At 73.0% G+C, this 22,902-nt stretch carries 24 protein-coding genes; 11 read left to right on the forward strand and 13 right to left on the reverse strand.

The window, feature by feature from the left end; translation table 11 throughout:
- Window positions 1-50: 50 nt before the first annotated feature.
- Entirely contained in the window at window positions 51-488 is a 438-nt protein-coding gene (gene panD, locus QL983_RS04175; RefSeq protein ID WP_036340758.1) for an aspartate 1-decarboxylase, read from the forward strand.
- 36 nt (window positions 489-524) lie between these two features.
- Here panD and QL983_RS04180 read toward each other — a convergent pair whose 3' ends face one another.
- From QL983_RS04180 to paaA, 12 genes are all read right to left on the reverse strand, one after another.
- Complete coding sequence (locus tag QL983_RS04180) at window positions 525-1,004, reverse strand: SRPBCC family protein (RefSeq protein ID WP_230297502.1); 480 nt, start codon at window positions 1,002-1,004, stop codon at window positions 525-527.
- Window positions 1,004-1,132, reverse strand: coding sequence for a hypothetical protein (locus QL983_RS04185; RefSeq protein WP_255354980.1), 129 nt, complete (start codon window positions 1,130-1,132; stop codon window positions 1,004-1,006). The genes QL983_RS04180 and QL983_RS04185 overlap by 1 nt, the downstream gene beginning before the upstream one ends.
- Window positions 1,133-1,253: 121 nt before the next feature.
- Entirely contained in the window at window positions 1,254-2,141 is an 888-nt protein-coding gene (locus QL983_RS04190; protein ID WP_061866835.1) for a 3-hydroxyacyl-CoA dehydrogenase family protein, read from the reverse strand.
- Window positions 2,142-2,149: 8 nt separating this feature from the next.
- Window positions 2,150-2,935 (reverse strand): enoyl-CoA hydratase/isomerase family protein, encoded by a 786-nt coding sequence (locus tag QL983_RS04195; protein ID WP_144862426.1) that lies wholly within the window; start codon window positions 2,933-2,935, stop codon window positions 2,150-2,152.
- A gap of 4 nt (window positions 2,936-2,939) precedes the next feature.
- A complete protein-coding gene (locus QL983_RS04200; RefSeq protein ID WP_036383428.1) occupies window positions 2,940-4,157 on the reverse strand; it encodes a thiolase family protein in 1,218 nt (405 codons plus the stop codon).
- A 313-nt stretch (window positions 4,158-4,470) separates the two neighbouring features.
- The gene (locus QL983_RS04205; protein ID WP_069941107.1) at window positions 4,471-5,829 is read right to left on the reverse strand and encodes an MFS transporter; all 1,359 of its coding nucleotides are present in this window, start codon (window positions 5,827-5,829) and stop codon (window positions 4,471-4,473) included.
- Window positions 5,830-6,060: 231 nt separating this feature from the next.
- A complete protein-coding gene (locus tag QL983_RS04210; RefSeq protein ID WP_049146507.1) occupies window positions 6,061-6,846 on the reverse strand; it encodes an enoyl-CoA hydratase-related protein in 786 nt (261 codons plus the stop codon).
- A 31-nt stretch (window positions 6,847-6,877) separates the two neighbouring features.
- The gene (paaE, locus tag QL983_RS04215) at window positions 6,878-8,047 is read right to left on the reverse strand and encodes a 1,2-phenylacetyl-CoA epoxidase subunit PaaE (protein ID WP_290151406.1); all 1,170 of its coding nucleotides are present in this window, start codon (window positions 8,045-8,047) and stop codon (window positions 6,878-6,880) included.
- A complete protein-coding gene (gene paaD, locus QL983_RS04220) occupies window positions 8,047-8,556 on the reverse strand; it encodes a 1,2-phenylacetyl-CoA epoxidase subunit PaaD (protein WP_290151408.1) in 510 nt (169 codons plus the stop codon). The genes paaE and paaD overlap by 1 nt, the downstream gene beginning before the upstream one ends.
- Window positions 8,553-9,386 carry a 1,2-phenylacetyl-CoA epoxidase subunit PaaC gene (gene paaC, locus QL983_RS04225; RefSeq protein WP_134377425.1) on the reverse strand — a complete coding sequence of 278 codons (834 nt, stop codon included), beginning with the start codon at window positions 9,384-9,386 and terminating at the stop codon, window positions 8,553-8,555. The genes paaD and paaC overlap by 4 nt, the downstream gene beginning before the upstream one ends.
- Window positions 9,383-9,685, reverse strand: a complete 303-nt coding sequence (gene paaB / locus QL983_RS04230; protein WP_020624884.1) for a 1,2-phenylacetyl-CoA epoxidase subunit PaaB — start codon at window positions 9,683-9,685, stop codon at window positions 9,383-9,385. The genes paaC and paaB overlap by 4 nt, the downstream gene beginning before the upstream one ends.
- A gap of 3 nt (window positions 9,686-9,688) precedes the next feature.
- Entirely contained in the window at window positions 9,689-10,696 is a 1,008-nt protein-coding gene (gene paaA, locus QL983_RS04235) for a 1,2-phenylacetyl-CoA epoxidase subunit PaaA (RefSeq protein ID WP_101967626.1), read from the reverse strand.
- A gap of 259 nt (window positions 10,697-10,955) precedes the next feature.
- Here paaA and QL983_RS04240 point away from each other — a divergent pair, with 259 nt between their 5' ends.
- Window positions 10,956-11,393, forward strand: a complete 438-nt coding sequence (locus QL983_RS04240; RefSeq protein WP_290151410.1) for a hypothetical protein — start codon at window positions 10,956-10,958, stop codon at window positions 11,391-11,393.
- A gap of 29 nt (window positions 11,394-11,422) precedes the next feature.
- Window positions 11,423-12,922 (forward strand): hypothetical protein, encoded by a 1,500-nt coding sequence (locus QL983_RS04245; protein WP_290151412.1) that lies wholly within the window; start codon window positions 11,423-11,425, stop codon window positions 12,920-12,922.
- 34 nt (window positions 12,923-12,956) lie between these two features.
- Here QL983_RS04245 and QL983_RS04250 read toward each other — a convergent pair whose 3' ends face one another.
- Window positions 12,957-14,870 (reverse strand): FAD-binding monooxygenase, encoded by a 1,914-nt coding sequence (locus QL983_RS04250; RefSeq protein ID WP_290151413.1) that lies wholly within the window; start codon window positions 14,868-14,870, stop codon window positions 12,957-12,959.
- Between the two features lie 199 nt (window positions 14,871-15,069).
- Between QL983_RS04250 and QL983_RS04255 the strand changes: the two genes are divergently transcribed.
- The 8 genes from QL983_RS04255 to QL983_RS04290 all read left to right on the forward strand — a co-directional run.
- Window positions 15,070-15,798, forward strand: a complete 729-nt coding sequence (locus tag QL983_RS04255; RefSeq protein WP_290151415.1) for a helix-turn-helix domain-containing protein — start codon at window positions 15,070-15,072, stop codon at window positions 15,796-15,798.
- Window positions 15,799-15,854: 56 nt separating this feature from the next.
- On the forward strand, window positions 15,855-16,985 hold the full coding sequence (locus QL983_RS04260) for a histidinol-phosphate transaminase (RefSeq protein ID WP_290151416.1): 1,131 nt from the start codon (window positions 15,855-15,857) through the stop codon (window positions 16,983-16,985).
- 22 nt (window positions 16,986-17,007) lie between these two features.
- A complete protein-coding gene (locus tag QL983_RS04265; protein ID WP_290151417.1) occupies window positions 17,008-17,796 on the forward strand; it encodes an IclR family transcriptional regulator C-terminal domain-containing protein in 789 nt (262 codons plus the stop codon).
- 40 nt (window positions 17,797-17,836) lie between these two features.
- A complete protein-coding gene (locus QL983_RS04270) occupies window positions 17,837-19,006 on the forward strand; it encodes a 4-hydroxybenzoate 3-monooxygenase (protein ID WP_290151419.1) in 1,170 nt (389 codons plus the stop codon).
- A gap of 39 nt (window positions 19,007-19,045) precedes the next feature.
- Entirely contained in the window at window positions 19,046-19,861 is an 816-nt protein-coding gene (pcaH, locus tag QL983_RS04275) for a protocatechuate 3,4-dioxygenase subunit beta (RefSeq protein WP_044658773.1), read from the forward strand.
- A complete protein-coding gene (pcaG, locus tag QL983_RS04280) occupies window positions 19,861-20,508 on the forward strand; it encodes a protocatechuate 3,4-dioxygenase subunit alpha (protein ID WP_020625037.1) in 648 nt (215 codons plus the stop codon). Before pcaH ends, pcaG begins: the two co-directional genes overlap by 1 nt.
- Window positions 20,509-20,612: 104 nt before the next feature.
- Window positions 20,613-22,052 carry a lyase family protein gene (locus QL983_RS04285; RefSeq protein WP_051995299.1) on the forward strand — a complete coding sequence of 480 codons (1,440 nt, stop codon included), beginning with the start codon at window positions 20,613-20,615 and terminating at the stop codon, window positions 22,050-22,052.
- Window positions 22,053-22,118: 66 nt separating this feature from the next.
- The coding region (locus QL983_RS04290) for an alpha/beta fold hydrolase (RefSeq protein ID WP_290151424.1) at window positions 22,119-22,902 on the forward strand (784 nt) is incomplete at its 3' end.

Consider the following 22,902-nt stretch of genomic DNA (forward strand, 5'->3'; position numbering starts at 1 on the left):
CCGGTCCCCTCGGACCCGCCCCACCCCCTTCATCCGGAGAGTTCTGCCGCATGCTGCGCACCATGTTCCACGCCAAGATCCACCGGGCCACCGTGACCCAGGCGGACCTGCACTACGTGGGCTCCGTGACCGTGGACCAGGACCTGCTGGACGCCGCGGACATCCTCCCGGGCGAGCTCGTGTCCATCGTGGACGTCACGAACGGCGCGCGACTGGAGACCTACACCATCGCGGGCGAGCGGGGCTCCGGCGTGCTCGGCATCAACGGCGCCGCCGCCCACCTCGTGCATCCGGGGGACATCGTCATCCTCATCGCCTACGGGCAGATGGACGACGACGAGGCCCGCCACTTCCAGCCCAAGGTCGTCCACGTGGACGCGGACAACAGGATCGTCGAGCTCGGCGTCGACCCCGCCGACGGCCTCCTCGACGGCCTCTCTCGCCCGCCGCTGTCCCGCGAGTGGAACGAGGCCCAGGCCGAGCTCTGAGCCGGCCGGCGCGCCGGGCCGTCATGGACGAGTTGTTCAAGCGGGATCAGCGGTCGGCACGGCCTTCGCCCCGAGCGCCCGACGCGCGGAGCGCATCGCGGCCGCGTGGCTGAGGCCCATCGCGGTGCGGGCGCCCGGCACGTGGGCCACGGCGCGCATCCACGGCGAGGTGAGCACCACCTCCTGCTCCCACGCCACGATGCAGCGCGGCGCGTGTCCGGCCGGGGCACCGTCGTCGTGGACGGTGACCCGCACGGTGCCCGTCAGGCCCCCGCTCAGGCGGGCGACCAGTAGGCCGCGGGCGCGGTCGTCGATGAGACGCTCCATCGTCAGACGCACCGGCACGAACCCGCGCAGCCGGACGGCGGCGCGGTCGGGGCCCAGGCGACGGACGCGCGGGACGGCCGGCCACCAGCGTGGGTAGCCGGCCGGGTCGGCGAGCAGGGCCAGCACGGACCGGGCGTCCGCGGGGACGGCCCAGCGGTGGGTGAAGCGGAAGGGGCGGTCGACCGACATCAGGCCCGGCCGAAGGTCTCGGGGTCCACGGGGCGCCGGGTGCGGGGGAGCCAGAGCCGCTGGTCCAGGTGATGGCCGGGCGTGTTCGCCACGGGCAGGGCCGTGCGCAGCAGCGTGGGCTCGTCCATGCCCGCCACGTTAGCCGCGCCCGCCCCGCCCCCGCACTTTCGAACGTGATATCGGGGGAATGGGCGCTTTCGAACGGGAGATAGGGCCTATCTCACGTTCGAAAGCGCTCGCCCCGGGGGCTCAGCGGTAGTCGAAGAAGCCCTTGCCGGACTTCCGGCCGAGCTCGCCGCGGGCCACCATGTCTCGCATGAGCTGCGGCGGGGCGAAGCGCTCACCCAGCTGGGACTCGAGGTACTCCGCGATGCCCAGGCGCACGTCCAGGCCCACGATGTCGGTCAGGGCCAGCGGGCCGACCGGGAACTTGTAGCCGAGCACCATGGCGGCGTCGATGTCCTCGGGGGAGGCCACGCCCTCCTCGACCATGCGGATGGCCTCGAGCGCGATCGCCACGCCCAGGCGCGACGAGGCGAAGCCCGGGGCGTTCTTGACGACGACGGGGGTCTTGCCGAGCCCGCGGACCCACTCGGTGGACAGGGCCTGGAGCTCCGCACCGGTCTGCTCGCCGATCACGACCTCCACGAGCTTCGAGGCGGGCACCGGGTTGAAGTAGTGCAGGCCGCAGAAGCGCTCGGGGTGCTGCAGGTGCGTGGCGATCTCGTCGATGGACAGGGAGGAGGTGTTGCTGGCCAGCCAGGCGTCCTCGCGCAGGTGGGCCTCGACGTCGGTGAGCGCCTCGATCTTCACCTGCATGTCCTCGAACACGGCCTCGACCACGAGGTCGCAGCGGGCGAAGTCGGCGCGGTCCACGGAGACGGTCAGGCGCTGCGCCCACTCGTCCAGGTCGCCGTCGATCTTGCCGCGCTCGAGGGAGGCGGCCAGGTCGGCCTCGATGCGCCCCTTGGCGGCCTCGGCCGACTGCGGGTCGCGCTCGACGACGACCACCTCGGACGAGCCGGAGACGAGGAACGCGTGGGCGATGCCGCCACCCATCCGGCCGCCGCCGAGGACGCCGACGACGGCGGGCACGGAGGACGGCGCGGTATCAGGGGTGTGCTGCTGATCGGTCATGTCAGTCCTCACTTCTTCTTGCGGTCCAGGAACGCCTGCATGCGCTCGAACTTGGCCTCGGACTCGAACAGGATGGCCTGCGCGATCTCGTCCACGTGGGGGTGGGCCTCGCGAGGGAGGTGGAAGACGCGCTTGGACAGCCGCACCGCCAGCGGGTCCTGCTGCGCGATGCGGTCGGCGAGGGCGTCGGCGGCGTCGAGGAGGGCGTCCGGCTCGTGCAGCTCGGTGACGAGCTTGAGCTCGAGGGCCTCCTGCGCGTCCAGGATCCGTCCGGCGAGCAGCAGCTCGAGGGCCACCGGCTCACCCACCAGCTCCTTGAGCCGCCACTGGGCGCCCGCAGCGGCGGTGATCCCCAGGCTCGTCTCGGGCTGGCCCATCTTCAGCGCCGGGGTGGCGATGCGGAAGTCGGCCGCGTAGGCCAGTTCCGCGCCGCCGCCCAGGGCGAAGCCGTCGATCGCCGCGATCACGGGCATGGGCAGCCGGTGGATGCGGTCGAAGACCTGCGAGTTCACGCCGCGCAGGGCGTCGTCGCGGCGGCGCTCGCGCAGCTGTCCGATGTCCGCGCCGGAGGCGAAGATGCCGGAGAACGTCCCCGGCTCGCGCGTCGACTCCACCTGCGTGCCCGAGATGATCAGGATCTTCGGCTCGCGTTCGAGGTGGGTGCAGAGCTCGTGGAACTCGTCGACCATGGTCTGGTCGATCGCGTTGCGCACGCCCGGGCGGTCCATGCGCGCGTGGACGCGGTCCTCACGCTCCTCGACGCGCAGTGCCGTGAAGTGGCTGAAGTCGTCCATGCGCTCAGACCTTCTCGACGAGCATCGCGGAGCCCTGGCCCACGCCCACGCACATCGTGGCCAGGCCCCTGTCCGCGCCCTCGCGCTCCATCCGACCGAGCAGCGTGACCACGAGGCGCGAGCCCGAGGAGCCGAGCGGATGGCCCAGGGCGATCGCGCCGCCGTCGGCGTTGACGGTCTCCGGGTCCAGGCCGAGGCGCCGCATCGAGGCCAGGGACTGGGTGGCGAAGGCCTCGTTGAGCTCGACGGCGCCCAGATCCGCCACGGACCAGCCGGAGCGCTCGAGGGCCTTCTCGGTGGCCGGGACGGGGCCCAGACCCATGATCTCGGGGGCCAGGCCCGCCGAGGTGGACTCCACGACGCGGGCCCGCGGGGTCAGGCCGTACTTCTGCGCGGCCCGCTCGGAGACGACGAGGATCGCCGAGGCGCCGTCGTTGAGGGAGGAGGAGTTGCCGGCGGTGACCACGCCGTCCTTCTTGATGATCGGGCGCAGGCTGGCGAGCACCTCGGGGGTGGAGCCGGGGCGGGGGCCCTCGTCCGTGTCCACGACCGTCTCGGCGCCCTTGCGGCCCGTGACGACGACGGGCACGATCTCGTCCGCGAAGCGGCCGGCCCCGATGGCGGCCAGCGCACGCTCATGCGAGCGGGCGGCGAAGGCGTCGGCGTCCTCGCGGGTGATGCCGTCCACCTCGCCGACCTCCTCGGCGGTCTCCGGCATGGAGAAGGTGAACTTCTCCCCGAACTCGCCGTCCGCGAAGCGCGGGTTCACGAAGCGCCAGCCGATCGCGGTGTCGAAGGCCGCGCCGGGCTTGGCGAACGCCGTCGTCGGCTTCTCCATCACCCAGGGGGCGCGGGACATCGACTCCACGCCGCCGGCCACGACGACGTCGGCCATCCCGGAGCGCACCATCGCGGTGGCGATGCCGATCGCGGACATGCCGGACGCGCAGAGGCGGTTCACGGTGATGCCCGGGACGGTGTCCGGGAAGCCGGCCAGCAGCCAGGCCATGCGGGCGACGTTGCGGTTCTCCTCGCCGGCGCCGTTGGCGTTGCCGAGGATGACCTCGTCCACGACCGACGGGTCGATGCCGGCGTCCTCGATCACGGCCTTGATGGTCAGGGCGGCGAGGTCGTCGGGGCGGACGGAGGAGAGGGCGCCGCCGTACTTGCCGACGGGCGTGCGGCGACCGCCGACGAGCAGGGCCTGGGACTGTGCGGACATGGAGACTCCTTGAGTGACCGACGACGAGGCGGGCGCGGCGAATTACCGACCGTGCGTTCAGGTTCAGTATCCCGGGCCGGTGTGACGGGGCGGAGACGGGGCCGGGCGGCCGCGCCGAGGCCACGTCGATCAGCGTCTGACCCGGCGCACCCCGCACGGAGGCCCGCAGACGCGCCGTTACGTCCCCGAGGTAGCGGCGTGTCTGCGGGCCTCGGCGCCGGTCCGGTCGCCCACGACGACGGCGCGCCCTTCCGGAGGAGGACCCGCCGTCGTCGTGGGGTGGGGACGGGCGAAGCCCGTCAGGCGGGCCGGATCAGGCCGGGACCACCGGGTGGGAGCGGGTGGCGACGACCTGCTCGTCGTGCAGCTCGCGGTCCTGGATGCCCTTGGGGACGAACAGGACGGCGATGAGCGAGATCGCGGAGATCACGATGATGTACCAGGCCACGTTCTCCCAGCCGGTCTTCACGAGCTGGTCGGCGAGCAGCGGGGCGAAGGCGCCGCCGATGATGGTGCCGAGCGCGTAGCCGATGGAGACGCCGGAGAAGCGGACGCGGGCCGGGAACATCTCGGCGTACATCGCCGACTGCGGGCCGTAGGACGGACCCAGGCCCAGGGTCAGGACGAACAGGCCCAGCGAGAACAGCGGCAGAGACGCGGTGTTGAGCAGCCCGAACAGCGGGAAGGCCCAGATGATCAGGAACCCGTAGCCGAGGACGAAGGTCAGCTTGCGGCCGATCTTGTCCGAGACCCAGCCGCCGAGCAGGGTGAAGATGAACCAGCCGACGCCGCCGACGAGGCTCGCGATGAGCACCTCGGAGGAGGTCATGCCCAGGCCCTTCGGACCGCCGTACTTCGAGAACCACGCGATGAGCAGGTAGCCGACGCCATTGTTCGCGGCGAAGATCACGGCGGCGAGGATGACCTCCTTGGTGTGGTGCCGGAAGAGCTCGCCCAGCGGGGCGGACTCGTCCACCTTGAGCTGCTGCATCTCCTTGAAGACCGGGGACTCCTCGACGGCCTTGCGGATCAGGTAGCCGACGACGATGAGCACCACGGAGATCAGGAACGGGATGCGCCAGCCCCAGGTGAGGAACTGCTCCTCGGACATGGTGGAGCGCACGATGAACAGCACACCGGTGGCCAGGATCATGCCCAGCGGCACGCCGATCTGCGGGGCGGAGCCGAACAGGCCGCGCTTGCCGTGGGGGGCGTGCTCCACGGACAGCAGCGCCGCGCCGCCCCACTCGCCGCCCGCGGACAGGCCCTGCAGCAGGCGCAGCGCGACGAGCAGGATCGGGGCCCACACACCGATCTGGGCGTAGGTGGGCAGCAGGCCGATGAGGGTGGTGGCCAGGCCCATGCCGATCAGCGTGAGGGACAGGACGAACTTGCGGCCGAAGCGGTCACCGAGATGGCCGGCGACGATCGCGCCAAGCGGGCGGATGAGGAAGGAGATGCCGAGGGTGGCCCACGCGGCGATCTGGGAGCCGCTCTCACCCATCGGCTGGAAGAAGAGGGCGGCGAAGACGAGCGCGGTGGCCTGGGCGAAGATGAAGAAGTCGTACCACTCGACGGTGGTGCCGACGACGGTGCCGGCGATGACCTTGCGCTCCTCGCGGCGATCGCGCGCGGGGGCGGGCGCCGCGGGGGATGCGACGGTGTGGCTCATGGATGCTCCTGGGATGCGGGGCGGCGGCCGCCCGTGAGGCGGCGGCAGGACGGTGTGGTTCCCGACCGATCGGTCGGGAAGTGACACCCGTCACCGTATACGATCCCCTGTGACTCACGCCACGATCCGGGCTGATGACGGGAATGTGACGCGGCCGGGCCGGGACGACGACGGCGCCGCGCCCCTCGCGCGAAGGGTGCGGCGCCGTCGTCGGTGGCGGGGTGTGGCGGCTCAGCCGCGGCCGGTGAACTCCGGCTTCCGCTTCTCCTGGAAGGCCTGGAAGCCCTCGGCGTAGTCCGCGGTGCCGCAGAGCTCGCCCTGGGCGATGTTCTCCGCGTCGAGGGACTCCCACAGGCCCACGCGGTGGTCGCGGACCTGGGCCACGAGCTCCTTCGACGCGCGGAACGCGAGGGTCGCGCCGGAGGCCACCTGGGCGACCTTGGCGCGGGTGAACTCCAGCAGCTCGTCCGCGGGCAGGGCCCGGGAGAACAGCCCGGCCTGGACGGCCTCGGCGCCCGAGAGGAGCTCGGCCGTGTAGATCAGGTCGAGGGTGCGGTGCGCGCCCAGGCGCTCGGTGAACAGCCAGTGGCCGCCCGAGTCCAGGGTGGCCCCGAGGTTCGCGAACGGCGAGCCGATCTTCGCGTCCTCGGCCACGTACACCACGTCCGTGGCGATCGCGAGGCCGAGGCCCACGCCCAGGCAGGCGCCCTGCACCGCGGCGAAGGTGGGGACCGGGATCTCGGACATGGCCCGCAGCACCGGGGTGACCCTGTCCCGCAGGTAGGCGGTGGCGTCGTCCTCGGCCGGGACCACGGCGGAGATGTCGCGGCCCGCGCAGAAGCCGCGGCCCTCGCCGCGCAGCAGCACGGCCCGGACCTCGCCGGACTCGACGCCGGCGGCGGCCCGCTCGTAGGCGGCCTGGAGTTCGGCCAGCGCGGCCTCGTCCAGGGCGTTCATCCTCTGGGGGGCGTCCAGCACGATCTCGGCGACGCCGTTCTCGACGGTGATCTCGATCATCGGGGGCTCCTTCGGTCTCGTGGGCGGGCGCTCAGGCGTCGAAGTCCAGCGTGATCGAGTCGGAGGTCGGGCGGGTCTGGCACGTGAGCACGTAGCCCTTCTCCACCTCGTCCTTCTCGAGCGCGTAGTTCTCGTCCATCTCGTACGCGCCGTCGACGACCTTGGCGCGGCAGGTGCCGCACACGCCGCCGGCGCACGCGAAGGGCACGTCCGAGCGGACGCGCAGCGCCGCGTTGAGGACGGTCTCGTGGGCGGACTTGGGGGACTCGACCTTGGCGGTGAGGCCGTCGAGGTTGAACTCGATGGTCACGTTGTCGCCCTTCGGGTCCACCTCGACGACACGTCCGGAGTGGCCCTGCGGGTTCTCCGGACGGCCGGTGGTGAACAGCTCGAAGCGCACGTCGTCCTCGGACACGCCGCGGGCGGCGAGCGTCTCACGCGTGAGCTGCACGAGCTCGAACGGGCCGCAGAGGAACCACTCGTCGGTGCCCTCCACGTCGATCACGCGGTCCAGGAGGGTGGTGAGCTTGTCCTCGTCGATGCGGCCGGAGAGCAGCGGGGACACGCGCTGCTCGCGGGAGAGCACGTGGTGCACCGTGAACCGGGCCGGGTACTTGTCCTTGAGGTCGCCGATCTCCTCGGCGAACATCACGTCCATGGCGGAGCGGTTCGCGTAGACCAGGTCGAAGCGCGAGGTCTCGGAGGCCGCGAGCACGGCCTTGGCGATCGCCATGATCGGGGTGATGCCCGAGCCGGCCGCGAACGCCACCAGGTGCGTGTCCTTCTTCTCCGCGACCTTCTCCGCCGCCACCTTCTGGGCGTCGTTGAGAGAGGTGACGTGCGTGCGGGACGTGAACGCGCCCTGCGGGTTCATCACGTCGATCTTCTCGCCGACCTCGAGGCTCTCGTTGGCCCACGTGGAGAACTTGCCGCCGATGTCCTTCTTCACGGCCACGCGGATCTCGCCGCGCTTCGGGACGGCGCAGATCGAGTAGGAGCGGCGCACCTCGGCGCCGTCGAGCTCCTTGCGCAGGGCCACGTACTGGCCCGGCACGTAGTCGTAGTCGTCGGCGAGCTCCTCGGGCACCGCGAAGGTGATCTCCACGGAGTCGTCGGTCAGGCGGCGCAGCTCGGACACCTCGAGGGTGTTGAACGTGGCGCGGCGCTTGCCGGTGGTGGGGGCGTCGGTGGTCTCGGTCATCAGTGCACCTTGAAGTAGTCGAAGGGCTCGAGGCACTCCCGGCAGGTGTAGAGGGCCTTGCAGGAGGTGGAGCCGAAGCGGGTGATCTCGCGGGTGTTCAGGGAGTGGCAGCGCGGGCACTTCACGGCCATGCCGATCCTGACCGGGCCGTCCGTGGTGCGCGCGACGGGCGGGGCGATGCCGTACTCGTTGAGCTTGGCCTTGCCCTCGTCCGTCATCCAGTCCGTGGTCCACGCCGGCTGGAGCACCAGGCGCACCTCGGCGTCGGGGAACCCGGCGCGCTCGAGCGCGCGGCTGACGTCCGTGGTGATGGTGTCCATGGCGGGACAGCCGGAATAGGTGGGCGTGATGACGACGACGGCCCTCTCGCCCTCGGCCCGTGCCTCCCGGAGGATCCCGAGGTCCGCGATGGACAGCACGGGGATCTCCGGGTCGTGCACGGTGGAGGCCGCATCCCAGACCCGCGCGTCGGCGGGATCGGCGGGGCGCAGCTCGCTGGCGGTGGTCACCAGGTCGCTCCCGGGTGACGGCGCGCCAGGGACTGCATCTCCGCGAGGATGTACCCGCGGTACTCGCTCATGGCACCGGAACGGTCGCCGCCGCGGGCGGTGCCCGTCGTCGGGACGGTCAGGCCGGCCTCCTCGATGGCCGCGCGGATGCGGGTCATCGTGGGCTCCTCCAGCGAGGACGGCAGCACGGCGACGCCCTGCTCGGCGAGGGCGCGGACGACGTCGTCGTCGTGGAAGAGCTCGGCCACGTAGGGCCACAGCTCGTCCAGGCCGCGCTGCATGCGGCGCTTCGACTCCTCGGTGCCCAGGCCCAGGCGCTGCAGCCACAGGGCGGCGTGGTCCTGGTGGTACAGGACCTCCTTGAGGGCCTTGTCCGCGATGGCGGCGAGCGTGGGGTCCGTGGACTCGCGCAGGCGGGTGTACAGCTCGTACGAGTAGAACGAGTAGTACAGCTGGCGGGCGATGGTCTTGGCGAAGTCGCCGTTCTCGGCCTCCACGAGGCGGACGGAGCGGAACTCCTCCTCGTCGCGGAAGTACGCGAGCTCGTCCTCGGTCTTGCCCCACGCCGTGCCGGCGTAGGAGAGGAGGAAGCGGGCGTGGCCCACGAGGTCCAGGGCGATGTTGCCCAGGGCGATGTCCTCCTCGAGCTCCGGGGCGCGCGAGATCCACCAGGACAGGCGCTGGCCGAGCATCAGGGCGTCGTCACCGAGGGCGAGGGCGTAGCGGGCGACGTCGTCGCTCGCCTTCTGCTCGCCGGCCGCGATCTCCTCGGCGGTGATGGCCACACCGGCGGAGTGCTTCGTGGCGGAGTCGTTGGTCGCGAAGCTCACAGGTGCGGCACCCCCTCGGACTGCTGGTAGTAGGTGGCGTGACGGTAGGACTTGCCCTGCGCGGACTCGAAGAAGCCGCCCTTGGAGTCCGGGTCGGAGGCCGCGATGGCCTCGGCCGGGACGACCCACACGGAGGTGCCCTCGTTGCGGCGGGTGTACAGGTCCCGCGCGTTGCGCAGCGCCAGGGTGGCGTCCGGGGCGTGCAGCGAACCGGCATGCACGTGGGAGAGGCCGCGGTTGGCGCGGACGAAGACCTCCCACAGGGGCCAGGCGTGGGAGGCGGCGGTGGTCTCGCTCATGGGTCAGGCTCCGATCAGGTGGGTCTCGGCCGGCGCGTGCTGCTCGGCCTGGCGGCGGGCGTAGGCGGCGGCGGCCTCGCGGACCCAGGCGCCCTCCTCGTGGGCCTGGATGCGGCGGGCCATGCGCTGGGTGTTCATGGGGCCGTCGCCCTTGATCACGGACATGAACTCGTCCCAGTCCAGCTCGCCGAAGTCGTAGTGGCCGCGCTCCTCGTTCCACTTCAGGTCCGGGTCCGGCAGGGTGAGGCCGAGAGCCTCGGCCTGCGGGACGATCATGTCCACGAAGCGCTGGCGCAGGTCGTCGTTGGAGAAGCGCTTGACCTTCCACGCCATGGACTGGCGGGAGTTGGGGGAGTCATCATCCGGCGGGCCGAACATCTGCAGGGCCGGACCGTAGAAGCGGTCCACGGCGTCCTGGGCCATCTGCTTCTGCTCGGGGGTGCCGTGCGAGAGCTCGTAGAGGATCTCCCAGCCCTGGCGCTGGTGGAACGACTCCTCCTTGCAGACGCGCACCATCGCGCGGCCGTACGGGCCGTAGGAGGCGCGGCACAGCGGCACCTGGTTGCAGATCGCGGCGCCGTCGACGAGCCAGCCGATCGCGCCCATGTCCGCCCAGGTGCGGGCCGGGTAGTTGAAGATCGAGGAGTACTTCGCGCGGCCGGAGAGCAGCTGCTCGTTCAGCTCGTCCCGCGGGGTGCCGAGGGTCTCGGCGGCGGAGTACAGGTACAGGCCGTGGCCGGCCTCGTCCTGGACCTTGGCCATGAGGATCGCCTTGCGCTTCAGGGAGGGGGCGCGGGTGATCCAGTTGGCCTCCGGCTGCATGCCGATGATCTCGGAGTGCGCATGCTGGGAGACCTGGCGGGTCAGGGACTTGCGGTACGCCTCGGGCATCCAGTCGCGGGGCTCGATGCGCGAGTCCTCCGCGATCAGGCGATCGAAGTTCTCCTGGCCGGCCGCATCCTCGGGGGACGGGACGGAGGCCAGGTGCTGGGGGGAGCTGGTCTGCGTCATGGGGATCACCTCACGCTGAGTGCGGGCTGGTTCCGTGGTCAGGGCACGCCGGGGCGCATCGAATTACTGACCGCTCGTTCAGGATAGGCCAGGGTGTGACCTCGGTCAACACGCCGGAGCCGGCACGACCCGGGTGCGACGCGGCCGCCGGGACGGTGCGGGACGGTTCGCTCCTGCACAGGCGTCCCGACGGCGTCCCCCATCCCCGGATCGCCCCTCGCCGCGGTCACGGGACCCGGGCCCTCCCTACGGTGGCCGCATGTCACCCCTCATCGGACCTCAGCAGATCGCCACGGCCCTGCGGGCCGTCGGACTCGACGACGACGCCGCCCGCCTGGCCGCGTGGGCCGACCCCGCCCGGCGCGAGCGGGAGGCCGCCGAGCAGGCCCTCGCCGACCTCGCCGTGGCCCAGACGCAGCTGCGCACGGCGCTGGGCGGGCTGGTCAGCGCCGCCACGGACGTGCGCTCGGCGATGCACACGGCATGGCGCGGGGAGGCCGCCGGCGCCTATGGGGAGGCCGTGCGCCGCGCGGCGACCCTGGCGGCGGAGCTCGAACGGGAGGCCGGGGAGTGGCTCGCCCTGCGGGCCACCGCCGAGCGGGAGGCGGAGGACGCACGCCGGGACGCGGAGGCCCGGCAGCGGGCGGCTGAGGAGACGGCGTTGGCCGTCCTGCGCTCGCTGGCGGTGGCGGCGTGACCGGCGGGCGGGGTGCCGGTCCGGGGGCGGTGGCCTTCAGCACGCACGGCGGACCGGGCTCGATCTACGCGGAGGCCGAGGAGATGCGCGTCGTGGCCGGGCGGCACGAGCACGCCGCCGACGAGGCGGCCGGAGCCTCGTGGCAGGTCGACGCGGCCGCCTTCGGGCTGGGCCGGTCGGCCGCGTGGCTCGCCTCCGCCGCCCTGCTGCAGGACCGGCTGGTGGAGGCGGTCGGTCGGGTGCGGAGCCTGTCGGAGCAGTGTGCCGAGCTGCACCGTGACCTGCTCTCGGCGGCGGCCCGCTACGAGGAGGCCGAGCGCGCGGCGGCCGGCATCATGGCCGCCGAGGACGCCTCCCTGGAGGAGCTGCCGGCGCTGCTCTGGCGGGACGGCCATGACGGCCTCACCACCCGCGAGGCGGAGCGGCTCGTGCAGGACCTCGTCCAGGCGGTGCCCGAGGCCATCGTGGCCGCCATGCTCACGGCCGCCGGGTTCCCCCTGCTCGCGGCCCTGGCGCGGATCGACGTGAAGATGCTGACGAGGGCGCAGAGGCGCGTGCTGAAGCGGCCCGTCTCCTCCGCGGCGAAGAAGGGGACGGATGCCGCGTCGGACCTCACCGAGGCGCTGCGGGTCTCCCCGGACGAGGCGTGGACCGTGGTGGCGGACGCCCTGACCCTCGCCGGCGCGGCGCCCCGGGGCGCGGTGACCCTGCACGGGGCGCCGCAGGACCGGCCGACGGCGCCCGCCCTGCTGGACGGCTCGGCCACGGGGCTGGCCTCGCTCATCCCGCGCGAGGAGGGGGACGGGGACCTCACGGTCACGGAGGTGGTGCGAGAGAACGGGAGCCGCGCCTGGGTGGTGGGCCTGCCGGGCACCCGCGGCGGCCTGATCCCGGATCCCGAGTCGACCGACCCGTGGGACGCCGGCGGGCTGCTGGACGCCCTCGGCTCCGGGTCCGAGGTCACGGCCCCGGCGGTGCGGGCGGCGCTCGAGGCGGCCGGCGTCCCGCACGGCGCCCCGCTCGTCCTGGCCGGCTACTCCCAGGGCGGGGTGCACGCCGTCAACCTGGCCGGTCGCGAGGACTTCACGTCCGTGTATCCCGTGGCCGGCGTCATGACGGTCGGGGCTCCGTCCGGCAACGCGGTGGAGACCGGGCGGACCGCGGTGCTGGAGTTCTCCTCGGACGGGGACCTGGCCGTCGCCGCGGACGGGGCGCCCACCCCCGTCTCGTCGCGCCGGGCCGAGGTGGTCTTCCACCCGGCCGGCCACGGATGGGATGCGCCCGGGGGCGGCTTCCGGACCACGTCTCCGCTGGCGGCCGAGGACGCCCTGGGCGCCGCCCACGACTTCGAGGGCCAGGTGAACCTGATCCGGCAGTTCGAGGCCGCCGAGCCCGCGGCCCGGGCGGAGGTCGCCGGGCTCTCCGCCGCGTTGGCCGGGCTGACCGCGGGGACCGTGGCCTCGAGTCGGGCGGTGCGCCTGCGTCGCACGCCGCCGGAGGGGGGCCACCTGCCCCCGGGATCCCGGTGAGCGCACCGGCGGCGGGGCGCCCGCCGCTGCCCGCTCAATTCGCGTCGAGCAGCACGCCCGCGAAGAACGCGTTCAGGCGGTCGACCTCGTCCAGGCCGAAGACGCCGGAGACGTACTGGTCCGGGCGGACCACGACGACGGCGCCGTCACGGCTGATGCCGCGGACCTCGAAGATGTCCTCACCGTGCGTGGGCCGGCACGTGGCGAAGATGTTGTTCAGGTCGTGCAGGCCGAGGGAGCCGGTGGTCGGTCGGAAGACCGACGGCACGTCCGGGTGGGCGAACTCGGTCTGCTTCTGCTGGTACACGACCTTGATGTCGAAGCGGGCGTCCTCCGGCCCGTCCGACGGCGTGTGGCGGTTGCGGAAGGACCGCGGGTCCTCCTCGATCGCCTTCGCCCACGCCGCCACCTTCGAATCCTCGGCGCGCGGGGAGGCGGCGTCGGCGAACACGTAGACGCGCCAGCGGCCGTCCGCGCGGTGCAGGTGGCCCAGGTGCTTGACGTTGGTGTCGCACGAGCGCTCCACCAGCGCCGACTTGAAGCGCTTGCCGATGGGGTAGCCCTGCGCCAGCGCCTGGCCGGTGGCGTCCGTGGTGAGGAGGGAGGGCTGGTACTGCGTCATGAAGCCGGCCGGGAACTCGGCGGTCTTCGTGTAGAACTCGGCCACCTCGTTCGGGTCGCCCAGCTCGGAGGTGGGCTTGGCCATGAGCGTCGACCACTCCTTGTCGAAGTCGATCAGGTTCCTGGCGATCTCCTTGCGCTCCTCCGAGTAGGTCGGCACGAGCTCGACCGGGGCCATCCCGGAGAGCACCTGGCCCAGCTTCCAGCCGAGGTTCCAGCCGTCCTGCATGGACACGTTCATGCCCTGGCCGGCCTTCGCGGAGTGGGTGTGGCAGGCGTCGCCGAGCAGGAACACGTTGGGGTGGGCCACGCGCTCGCGGTTGTCGAAGCCCGAGGTGAGGCGGTGGCCCACCTCGTACACCGAATGCCAGGCGACCTCCTTCACGTCCAGCGTGTAGGGGCGCAGGATCTGCTGGGCCCGGCGGATGATCTCCTCGAGCGGGGTCTGGCGCACCTTGTGGTCGTCGTCCGCCGGGACCTCGCCGAGGTCCACGTACATGCGGAACAGGTGGCCGCCCTCGCGGGGGATCAGGAGGATCGAGCCGCTGGACGAGTGGATCGCGCACTTGGTGCGGATGTCCGGGAAGTCCGTGTCGGCCAGTGCGTCCATGACGCCCCACGCGTGGTTCGCGGCGTCGCCGGTCAGGGTGTGGCCGATCGCCTTGCGGACGCGGGAGCCCGCGCCGTCCGCGCCCACCACGTACTTGGCGCGCACCTGGCGGGTCGGGCCTGAGGCGGGGTCCTCGAGGGCGTTGCCCTGGGCGTCCACGGTCCGGCGCAGGGTCACGAGCACGGGGTGCTCGCCGTCGTTCGTGTCCTCGAGGGTCTCGAACGCCCAGCCGTAGTCCGGCTGCGCGCGGGTGGGGGAGTTCTTCATGTACTCGGCGAACCAGTCCAGGATGCGGGCCTGGTTCACGATCAGGTGCGGGAACTCGGAGACGCCCTCCGGGTCGTCCTCGGCCAGCGAGGTGCGCACGATCGTGTCCGCGTCGTCCTCGGCCGGGTTCCAGAACGCCATGGAGGTCAGGTCGAAGGCCTCGTCGATGATCTCGCTCGCGAAGCCGAAGGCCTGGAAGGTCTCCACGGAGCGGGCCTGGATGCCGTCCGCCTGGCCGATCTCGAGGCGGTGGGGGCGGCGCTCGATGATGCGGGTGTGGACGTCCGGGAACATCGCGAGCTGGGCGGCGGCGATCATGCCGGCCGGGCCCGAGCCGACGATCAGCACGTCCATCTCGTCCGGCAGCTCGGCGGGGCGGTCCAGGCCGATGCCGGCCGCCACCTGGACGCGCGGGTTCGTGGAGACATAGCCGTGGTGGTGGAAGAGCATGGGGGTCCTTTCGCTGCGGGGGGATGTCGCGGCGCGGTGCGCGTGCCACCCGACGGCGTGTTCTCTCAAAGAACACGGTGTTCTCCCTGGGAACACATGTGTGCCAGACTGTACGCGGACGTGACCGGGTTCACAACCGGCGCGTGAACCGACCACGCCCCGGGCGCGTCACGTCCGGCACGCGAGGCGAGGAGCACAGATGGCGGAGCACGACGGCGGCCCGGTCCGGGAGGGCGCACCCTCCCAGACGCTCTCCCGCGCGCTCACCCTGCTCGAGACCGTCGTGGAGGCGCCCGAGCCGCCCACCATCGCCGACCTCGCCGACGGCCTGGGCGTCCATCGCTCGGTCGCCTACCGCATGCTGCGCACCTTCGAGGCCCACGGCCTGCTGCGCCGCGACGGCCTCGGCCGCGTCCACGCCGCCCCCGGCCTGGCCGTCCTCGCCCGCCGGGTGGAGCAGGATCTGCGCGCGGCGGCCATGTCGCACCTGACCGCCGTCTCCACCGACCTGGGCATGACCGCGTTCCTGGTGGTGTGGGACGGGGCCCACTGCCTCACCCTGGCCACGGCCGAGCCGCCCAGCGGCAACCTCGTCACGCAGCGGCCGGGGACCCGGCACCCCCTCGGGGTCGGTGCGCCGGGGATGGCGATCGCCGTCGCCCTGACCGGACAGGAGTGGGCGCGGCTGCCCGGCGAGGCCCCGCCCGAGCGACCCGAGCTCGACGACGTGCGGGAGCGCGGCTGGGCCGTCAGCTCCGACGAGGTCATCACCGGCGTCTCCTCGGTGGCCGTGCCGCTGCGGGTCCCGGGCCAGCTGCCCGCCGCCCTCGCCGTGGTCTACGCGACGCGGCCGGAGGACCCGGCGCGCCTCGGGGACCGGCTCGGTGAGGCGGCCCGGGCCGTCGCCGTCGCCTTCGGCGCAGCCTGAGCCCGGGTCCCGTGGTGCCGCTCACGGCGTCCGCAGCCCGCATTACCCTGGTGGCCATGACTGATGACGCACAGCAGACGCCCGCCGTGGTCGCGCCCCACAAGAAGGTCGGCATGCTGCCGCCGTACGCCGCCGGCAAGCCGCCGGTCGCCGTCCCGGGCCTGCACCCCTACAAGCTCTCCTCGAACGAGAACCCCTACGCGCCCGTGCCCGGCGTGATCGACCGGGTGCGTCAGGTCGTGACCGGCCCGGAGGGCGCGCCCAGCACCCTCTGCCGCTACCCGGACACCCTCTCCACCGGCCTGCGCCAGGCCCTGGCCGCGCACCTGGACGTCCCGGCGGACGACGTCGTGACCGGTGCCGGCTCCCTCGGCGCCCTGGCCCAGGTCATCACCGCCTTCGCCGGCCACGGCGAGGCCGGGGAGGGCGACGAGGTGATCTTCGCGTGGCGCTCCTTCGAGGCCTACCCGATCGTGGTCCGCACCGCCGGTGCCGTGGACGTGCAGGTGCCGCTCACCGCGGACCACCGCCACGACCTGCCGGCCATGCTGGAGGCGATCACGGAGCGGACCCGCGTGATCCTGCTCTGCACCCCCAACAACCCGACCGGCCCCGTGCTCACGACCGCCGAGGTCGAGGACTTCCTGGCGCGCGTGCCCGCGCACATCCTCGTGGTCATCGACGAGGCGTACGTGGAGTTCGTCCGCGACGAGGACGCGGTCAAGGGTCCGGAGATGTACCGCAAGCACGCGAACGTCGTCGTGCTGCGCACCTTCTCGAAGGCGCACGGCCTGGCCAACCTGCGCGTGGGCTACTCGGTCTCGCAGCCGGAGATCACGAAGGCCCTGCGCACCGTGGCCACCCCGTTCGCGGTGTCCACGGTGGCCGAGGAGGCCGCGATCGCCTCGCTCGAGCACCTGGACGAGGTCCTCGAGCGCGTGCAGGTCGTCGTCGACGAGCGCGAGCGCGTCGCCGCCGCCCTGGCCGAGGCCGGCTGGGACCTGCCCTCATCGCAGGCCAACTTCGTGTGGCTGCCGCTCGGCGAGCGCACGCAGGCGTTCGCCGAGGCCGCCCAGGCCCGGGCCCTGTCCGTCCGGGCGTTCGCGGGCGAGGGCGTGCGCGTGAGCATCGGCGAGCAGGAGGCCAACGACCGCTTCCTCGAGGTCGCGCGCGACTTCCTGACGTGAGCGGGTCGGCGCGAGCGGCACGTTGGACCGGCTGATCCGGGTCCTCTTCGCGTTCGACGCGGAGCGTCCGGTGTTGACCGTGGCGGCCCTGGCCCGGCGCACCGAGCTGCCCCTGGCCACCGCCTATCGGTGGGTGGACCGGCTGGTGCGCGCCGAGCTGCTGCAGAAGGACGAGGACGGCGTGGTCCGGCCCGGCCTGCGGCTGTGGGAGATGGCCTCCCGGAGCGCGCCGAGCATGTCCCTGGCCCGGACGGCCATGCCGTTCCTCGTGGACGTGCAGTCGGTCCTGCGGCAGCACACGCAGCTCGCGGTGCTCGACGCCGAAGGCGTCCTCGTGCTCGCCCGGCTCTCCTCCCAGGGGGCCGTGGTGAACCAGGCGGACGTCGCGGGTCGGCTGCCGCCGTTCACCACCGCCCTGGGACTCGTGCTGCTCGCCCACGCCCCGGTCGAGACGGCGGAGCGGTTCATCGCCCGGCACCGGGACCGGCTCGGCGCCGTCGTGGATCACCATCCCCTCGAGTCGGGGCGTGCGGTGCCCGCGGGCGTGCGGGCGCGGGTGGCCACGCCCAGCGAGCCGCGGCTGCGAGCGCTTCTGGCGGATGTGCGGCGGGAGGGGTACGCGGCCGTGGACGGCGCGTTGGACGAGGAGTCCCGGGGGGTCGCCGTGCCGGTCCGCGGGGCCGACGGCGTGGCGGCGGCCGCGCTCGGGGTCGTCGTCCCCCGCGAGGCGCCGTACACCCCGGGGGTGCCGCCCCTGCTGATGACGGCCGCCCGGGGGATCGCCCGCGGACTCGGCGGCCATTCTCACTGAGTGAGAACGGCCGGGCGCGGGCCGTGTCCTGCGCCACAGGATGGTCGGGACCTCCGCCGGCCTGATGCTCTCCCACCTGCTCGCGCGGCAGGGGATCGACAACGTCGTCCTCGAGTCCCGTGACCCCGAGACCATTGCGCACACCCACCGCGCGGGCATCCTCGAGCAGCCCAGCGTGGAGATGCTGACGGACATGGGCGTCGACGGCCGGGTGAGGACGGTGGGCGACGAGCACCGCGGCATCATCCTGCGCTTCGACGGCGAGTCGCATGCCCTGGACTTCCCGGAGCTCGTGGGTGCCACGGTCACCCTGTACGCGCAGAACGAGGTCTTCGTCGACCTCGCCGCGGCGCGGCGGCGCGACGGCGGCGACGTCCGCTTCGAGACCGAGGTGCTCGAGGTGCTCGACGTCGACTCGGACACCCCCGGCGTCCGGTTCCGCTCCGTGGCCGCTGGCGAGGAGGGGCCGGTCGAGGAACTGCGCTGCGACATCCTCGTGGGCGCGGACGGCTCGCGTTCCACCGTCCGCAAGGCCCTCCAGCGCGACACCGAGGGCGAGGACCACTTCCACGCGTACCCCTTCGCCTGGTTCGGCATCCTCGCCGAGGCGCCCAAGTCCTCGCCTGAGCTGATCTACGCCCGCTCCGAGCATGGCTTCGGCCTGATCTCGCAGCGCTCGGAGACCGTGCAGCGCATGTACTTCCAGTGCGACCCCTCGACCCGCGTGGAGGACTGGTCCGACGACCGGATCTGGGACCGGCTGCAGCGCATCGTGGCCGGCCCGGACGGCTTCACCCTCAAGACCGGCCCCATCATCGACAAGACGGTGCTCGGCTTCCGCTCCTATGTGCGCACACCGCTGAGTCACCGCAACGTCTTCCTCGCCGGCGACGCCGGACACACCGTCCCGCCCACCGGGGCGAAGGGCCTGAACCTCGCCTTCGCGGACGTGCGCGTCCTGGCCGAGGCGCTCGAGTCGTGGGCCGCCACGGGCTCGCGCGACCTGCTCGACGCCTACTCGGAGACGGCGCTGACCCGCGTGTGGAAGGACCAGAACTTCTCCTACTGGATGACCACCATGCTCCACGCCCGCCCGGACGCCTCGGAGTTCGAGGACATGCGCGTGCGCGGTGAGCTCCGCAACGTGGTCCAGTCCCGTTACGGACGGCAGTTCCTCGCCGAGCAGTACACCGGCTGGCCCTCCGCCTGAGCCCGACCGATCCCCGACCCCGCAGAGAAAGGAGCCGACGTGAGCATCGCCGCCCAGGCCAAGGACGACGACACGTTCGACAGCGCCCACGTGCTCGATCCAGCCGCCACCCGCGACTCGCAGGGGCAGATCAGTGAAGAGATCGCGGCCGTCCATGCCCAGGCCCAGGGCGAGACCCAGCCGCGGCTCGACTTCCCGCCCTATCGCTCGTCGGTGTTCCGCCACCCCACCAAGTCGCTCGTGCACGCCGACCCCGAGACCGTGGAGCTGTGGTCCCCGGCCTTCGGCCACCGCGACGTGCACCCGCTCGAGGCGGACCTGACCGTCGGCCAGAACGGCGAGCCGATCGGCGAGCGCATCAAGGTGCGCGGCCGCGTGCTCGACGACGACGGCCGCCCCGTGCGCCACCAGCTGGTGGAGATCTGGCAGGCCAACGCGGCCGGCCGCTACGTGCACAAGCGGGACCAGCACCCCGCGCCGCTGGACCCGAACTTCACGGGCATCGGCCGCACACTGACCGGCGCGGACGGGACCTACGAGTTCACCACCATCAAGCCGGCCCCGTACCCGTGGAAGAACCACCGCAACGCGTGGCGCCCGGCGCACATCCACTTCTCCCTGTTCGGCACGGACTTCACGCAGCGCATGATCACCCAGATGTACTTCCCGGGCGATCCGCTGTTCCCGCTGGACCCGATCTACCAGGGCATCACGGACCAGGCCGCCCGCGACCGGCTCGTGGCCACCTACGACCACTCGGTGACCAGCCACGAGTGGAACACCGGCTACTGGTGGGACATCGTGCTCACGGGCAGCCACCGCACCTGGATGGAAGACGAGGAGGGCGATCACTGATGCGGATCGACGAGACCACCGAGCGCACCGCCGACGGGAGGCTGGTCCCCACCCCGGGCCAGACCATCGGCCCGTTCTTCGGCTACGCGAACGGCTACGAGCAGGTCCACCTGCCGTGGCGCGACGGCCACCAGCTGGTCCCCGCGGGCCGCGCGGACGCGATGCGCCTGTTCGGCACCGTCTACGACGGCAACGGCGATCCGATCCCGGACGCCATGATCGAGATCTGGCAGGCCGACGCCGAGGGCGTCATCTCGCAGGAGGACGGCTCCCTCGTCCAGGACGGCTTCACCTTCACCGGCTGGGGCCGCTGCGCCGTGGACAACGCGGGCCGCTACACCTTCTCCACCGTGGAGCCCGGCGTGGTGAACGAGGACCGCGCCCGGTTCATCCACGTCGTCGTGTTCGCCCGCGGCCTGCTGAACAAGCTGCACACCCGCGTGTACCTGCCCGAGGACGCCGAGGCGATCGTGCAGGACGCGTTCCTGACCTCCCTCGACGAGGACCGCCGTCGCACCCTGATCGGCACCCGGAACGACGACGGCTCGCTCGAGTTCGACATCTGGATCCAGGGCCCCGGGGAGCACGCACCGAAGGAGACCGTGTTCCTGCAGTTCCCCGGCATCGAGTACCCCGAGCTCGACTGACGCCGGCCTCGGCCGCAGGCCCGGCCCCTCCCACACGCGGGACGGGTCGGGCCTGACGCCGCCTCCGGAGCCCGATCCCACCCCTCCGACCCCAGGAGCCCGCCATGACCTCAGCCGCCGCCGACCTCGCCGCCGTCGCCGACGTCGGCCTCCTGGATCCGGCCTGGGCCGGCAGTCGGGCGGAGGCCGCCACCGCGGACCGCACCTTCCTGGGGCACCTGCTCGACGTCGAGGCGGCCTGGGTGCGCGTGCTCGCCCGGCACGGGCTCGCCACGGAGGCGGAGGCGGCGGCCGCCGCGGCGGCGGGCGACCCGGACGCCTACGACCTCGCCGCGCTCGCCCGCGCGGCCCAGGGCGGCGGCACCCCCCTGATCCCGGCGCTGAAGGCGCTGCGCGCGCAGCTGCCGGCCGGCTCCCGCGCCGTGCACCTGGGCGCCACGAGCCAGGACGTCGTGGACTCCGCGCTGATGGTCATGGTGGGCCGGGTGGGCGCGATCCTGGCCGAGGACCTCGCCGCCGCGCAGGACGCGCTTGCGGAGCTGGCCCGCGCCCACCGCTCGACGCCGATGGTCGCCCGATCCCTCGCCCAGCACTCCCTGCCCTCCACCTTCGGGCTGCGCGCCGCGAACTGGCTCGACGGCCTCGGCCAGGCCGCGGATCGGCTCGCCGCCGCCGTCGCGGACCTGCCCGTCCAGTGGGGCGGCGCCGCCGGCACCCTGGCCTCCCTGTCCGGGCACGTCGACCGCGCGCACCGCGCGGGGACCCTCGGCCCCGAGGTCACCGCGTTCACCCTGGTCGAGGACCTCGCCGCCGAGCTGGGCCTCGCCGCCCCCGCCGGGCCCTGGGACACGAACCGCATGGCCGTCACGGGCGTGGCCGCGGCCCTGGCCGACGTCGTGGCCGCGTGCGGGAAGATCGCCAACGACGTGCTGACATCGGCGCGGATCGAGAACGGCGAGCTCGGTGAGCCGCTTGCGGCCGGCCGCGGCGGCTCCTCCCCGATGCCGCACAAGCAGAACCCCGTGCTCTCCGTGCTGATCCGCTCCGCCGCGCTGTCCGCCCCCGGGCTCGCGGCGCGGGTGTACACGGCGGCCGGCGCCGCGGACGACGAGCGCCCGGACGGGGCCTGGCACGCCGAGTGGCCCGCGCTGCGCCGCCTGCTGCGGGTGGCCGGCGGGACCGCGGCCCTGACCCGCGAGCTCGTCTCCGGCCTGCGCGTCCACGAGGACCGCATGCGGCGCAACCTGGAGCTCACCGGCCCGCTGCTCGTCTCCGAGCCGATCATGGCCGAGCTGGCTCCGGAGCTGGACGAGGCCTCCGGCGAGCCGGGCTCCGGGAAGCGGCTGATCCAGGACGTCGTGGACCGCTCCCTGGCGTGCGAGGGGAACTTCCGCGCCCTGCTGCGCGCGGCGGTCCCGGAGTCCGTTCCGGACGCCCGCCTCGACGACCTCCTCGACCCCGCCGCCTACACGGGGGAGGCCGAGGCCCTCGTGGACCGCCTCCTCGCCGCCCGCCGGGGCACGACGACGCCGCCCCGCACCTGAGACCATCTCCGTCAGAACCGGCCGCGCCCCTCGGGGTGCGGCGCCGCCGCAGAGGAAGGACCGCCCATGAGCACCCCCCGTGTCACCACCACCCTCCTGAAGCCCGCCCAGGACCCCGCCCGCGTGCTCGTGGTCGGCGCCGGCCTCGGCACCGGCGTCCAGGCCCTGTGGAGCCTCGCCGCGCAGCAGCTCCCTGAGGACACCGTGGTGGTCGGCTACGACCTGCCCGGCCACGGCGCCTCCGAGCCCCACGCCGAGCCGTTCTCGATGGCGGAGCTGGCGGACGCCGTCGTCGCCGCCGTGCAGGCGCTGCAGGAGGACGGCACCGTTCCCGCGGACCTGCCCGTGCACTTCGCGGGCGTCTCCCTCAACGGGTGCGTGGCGCTGCAGCTGGCCCTGGACCACGCGGACACCGTCTCCGGTGTGGCCGTGATCTGCTCCGCCGCGAAGATCGGCGAGGCGGGGTCCTGGCGCGAGCGCGCCGAGCTCGTGGAGCGTGCCGGCACCCCGACCCTCGTCGAGGGCTCGGCGCAGCGCTGGTTCGCCGACGGGTTCATCGCGGCCCACCCGGAGCGGACGACGGGCCTGCTGCACACCCTGCAGGAGGCGGACCGCCATTCCTACGCGCGCTTGTGCGAGGCGCTGGCCGACTTCGACGTGCGCGGGCGCCTCGGGGAGATCGCCGTCCCCGTCCTCACGATCCACGGCGTGGCGGACCAGGTCACCCCGCCCTCGGCGGGCGAGGAGATCGCCGCCGCGGTGCCGGGCACCGTGACCCACGTGTTCGACGAGACCGCCCATCAGGCCCCCCTCGAGCAGCCCGAGCGCACCGCCGCGGCCCTGGCCGCCT

It is taken from the genome of Micrococcus sp. APC 4021 (genome assembly GCF_030407635.1).
GTDB classification, from domain to species: Bacteria; Actinomycetota; Actinomycetes; order Actinomycetales; family Micrococcaceae; genus Micrococcus; species Micrococcus luteus.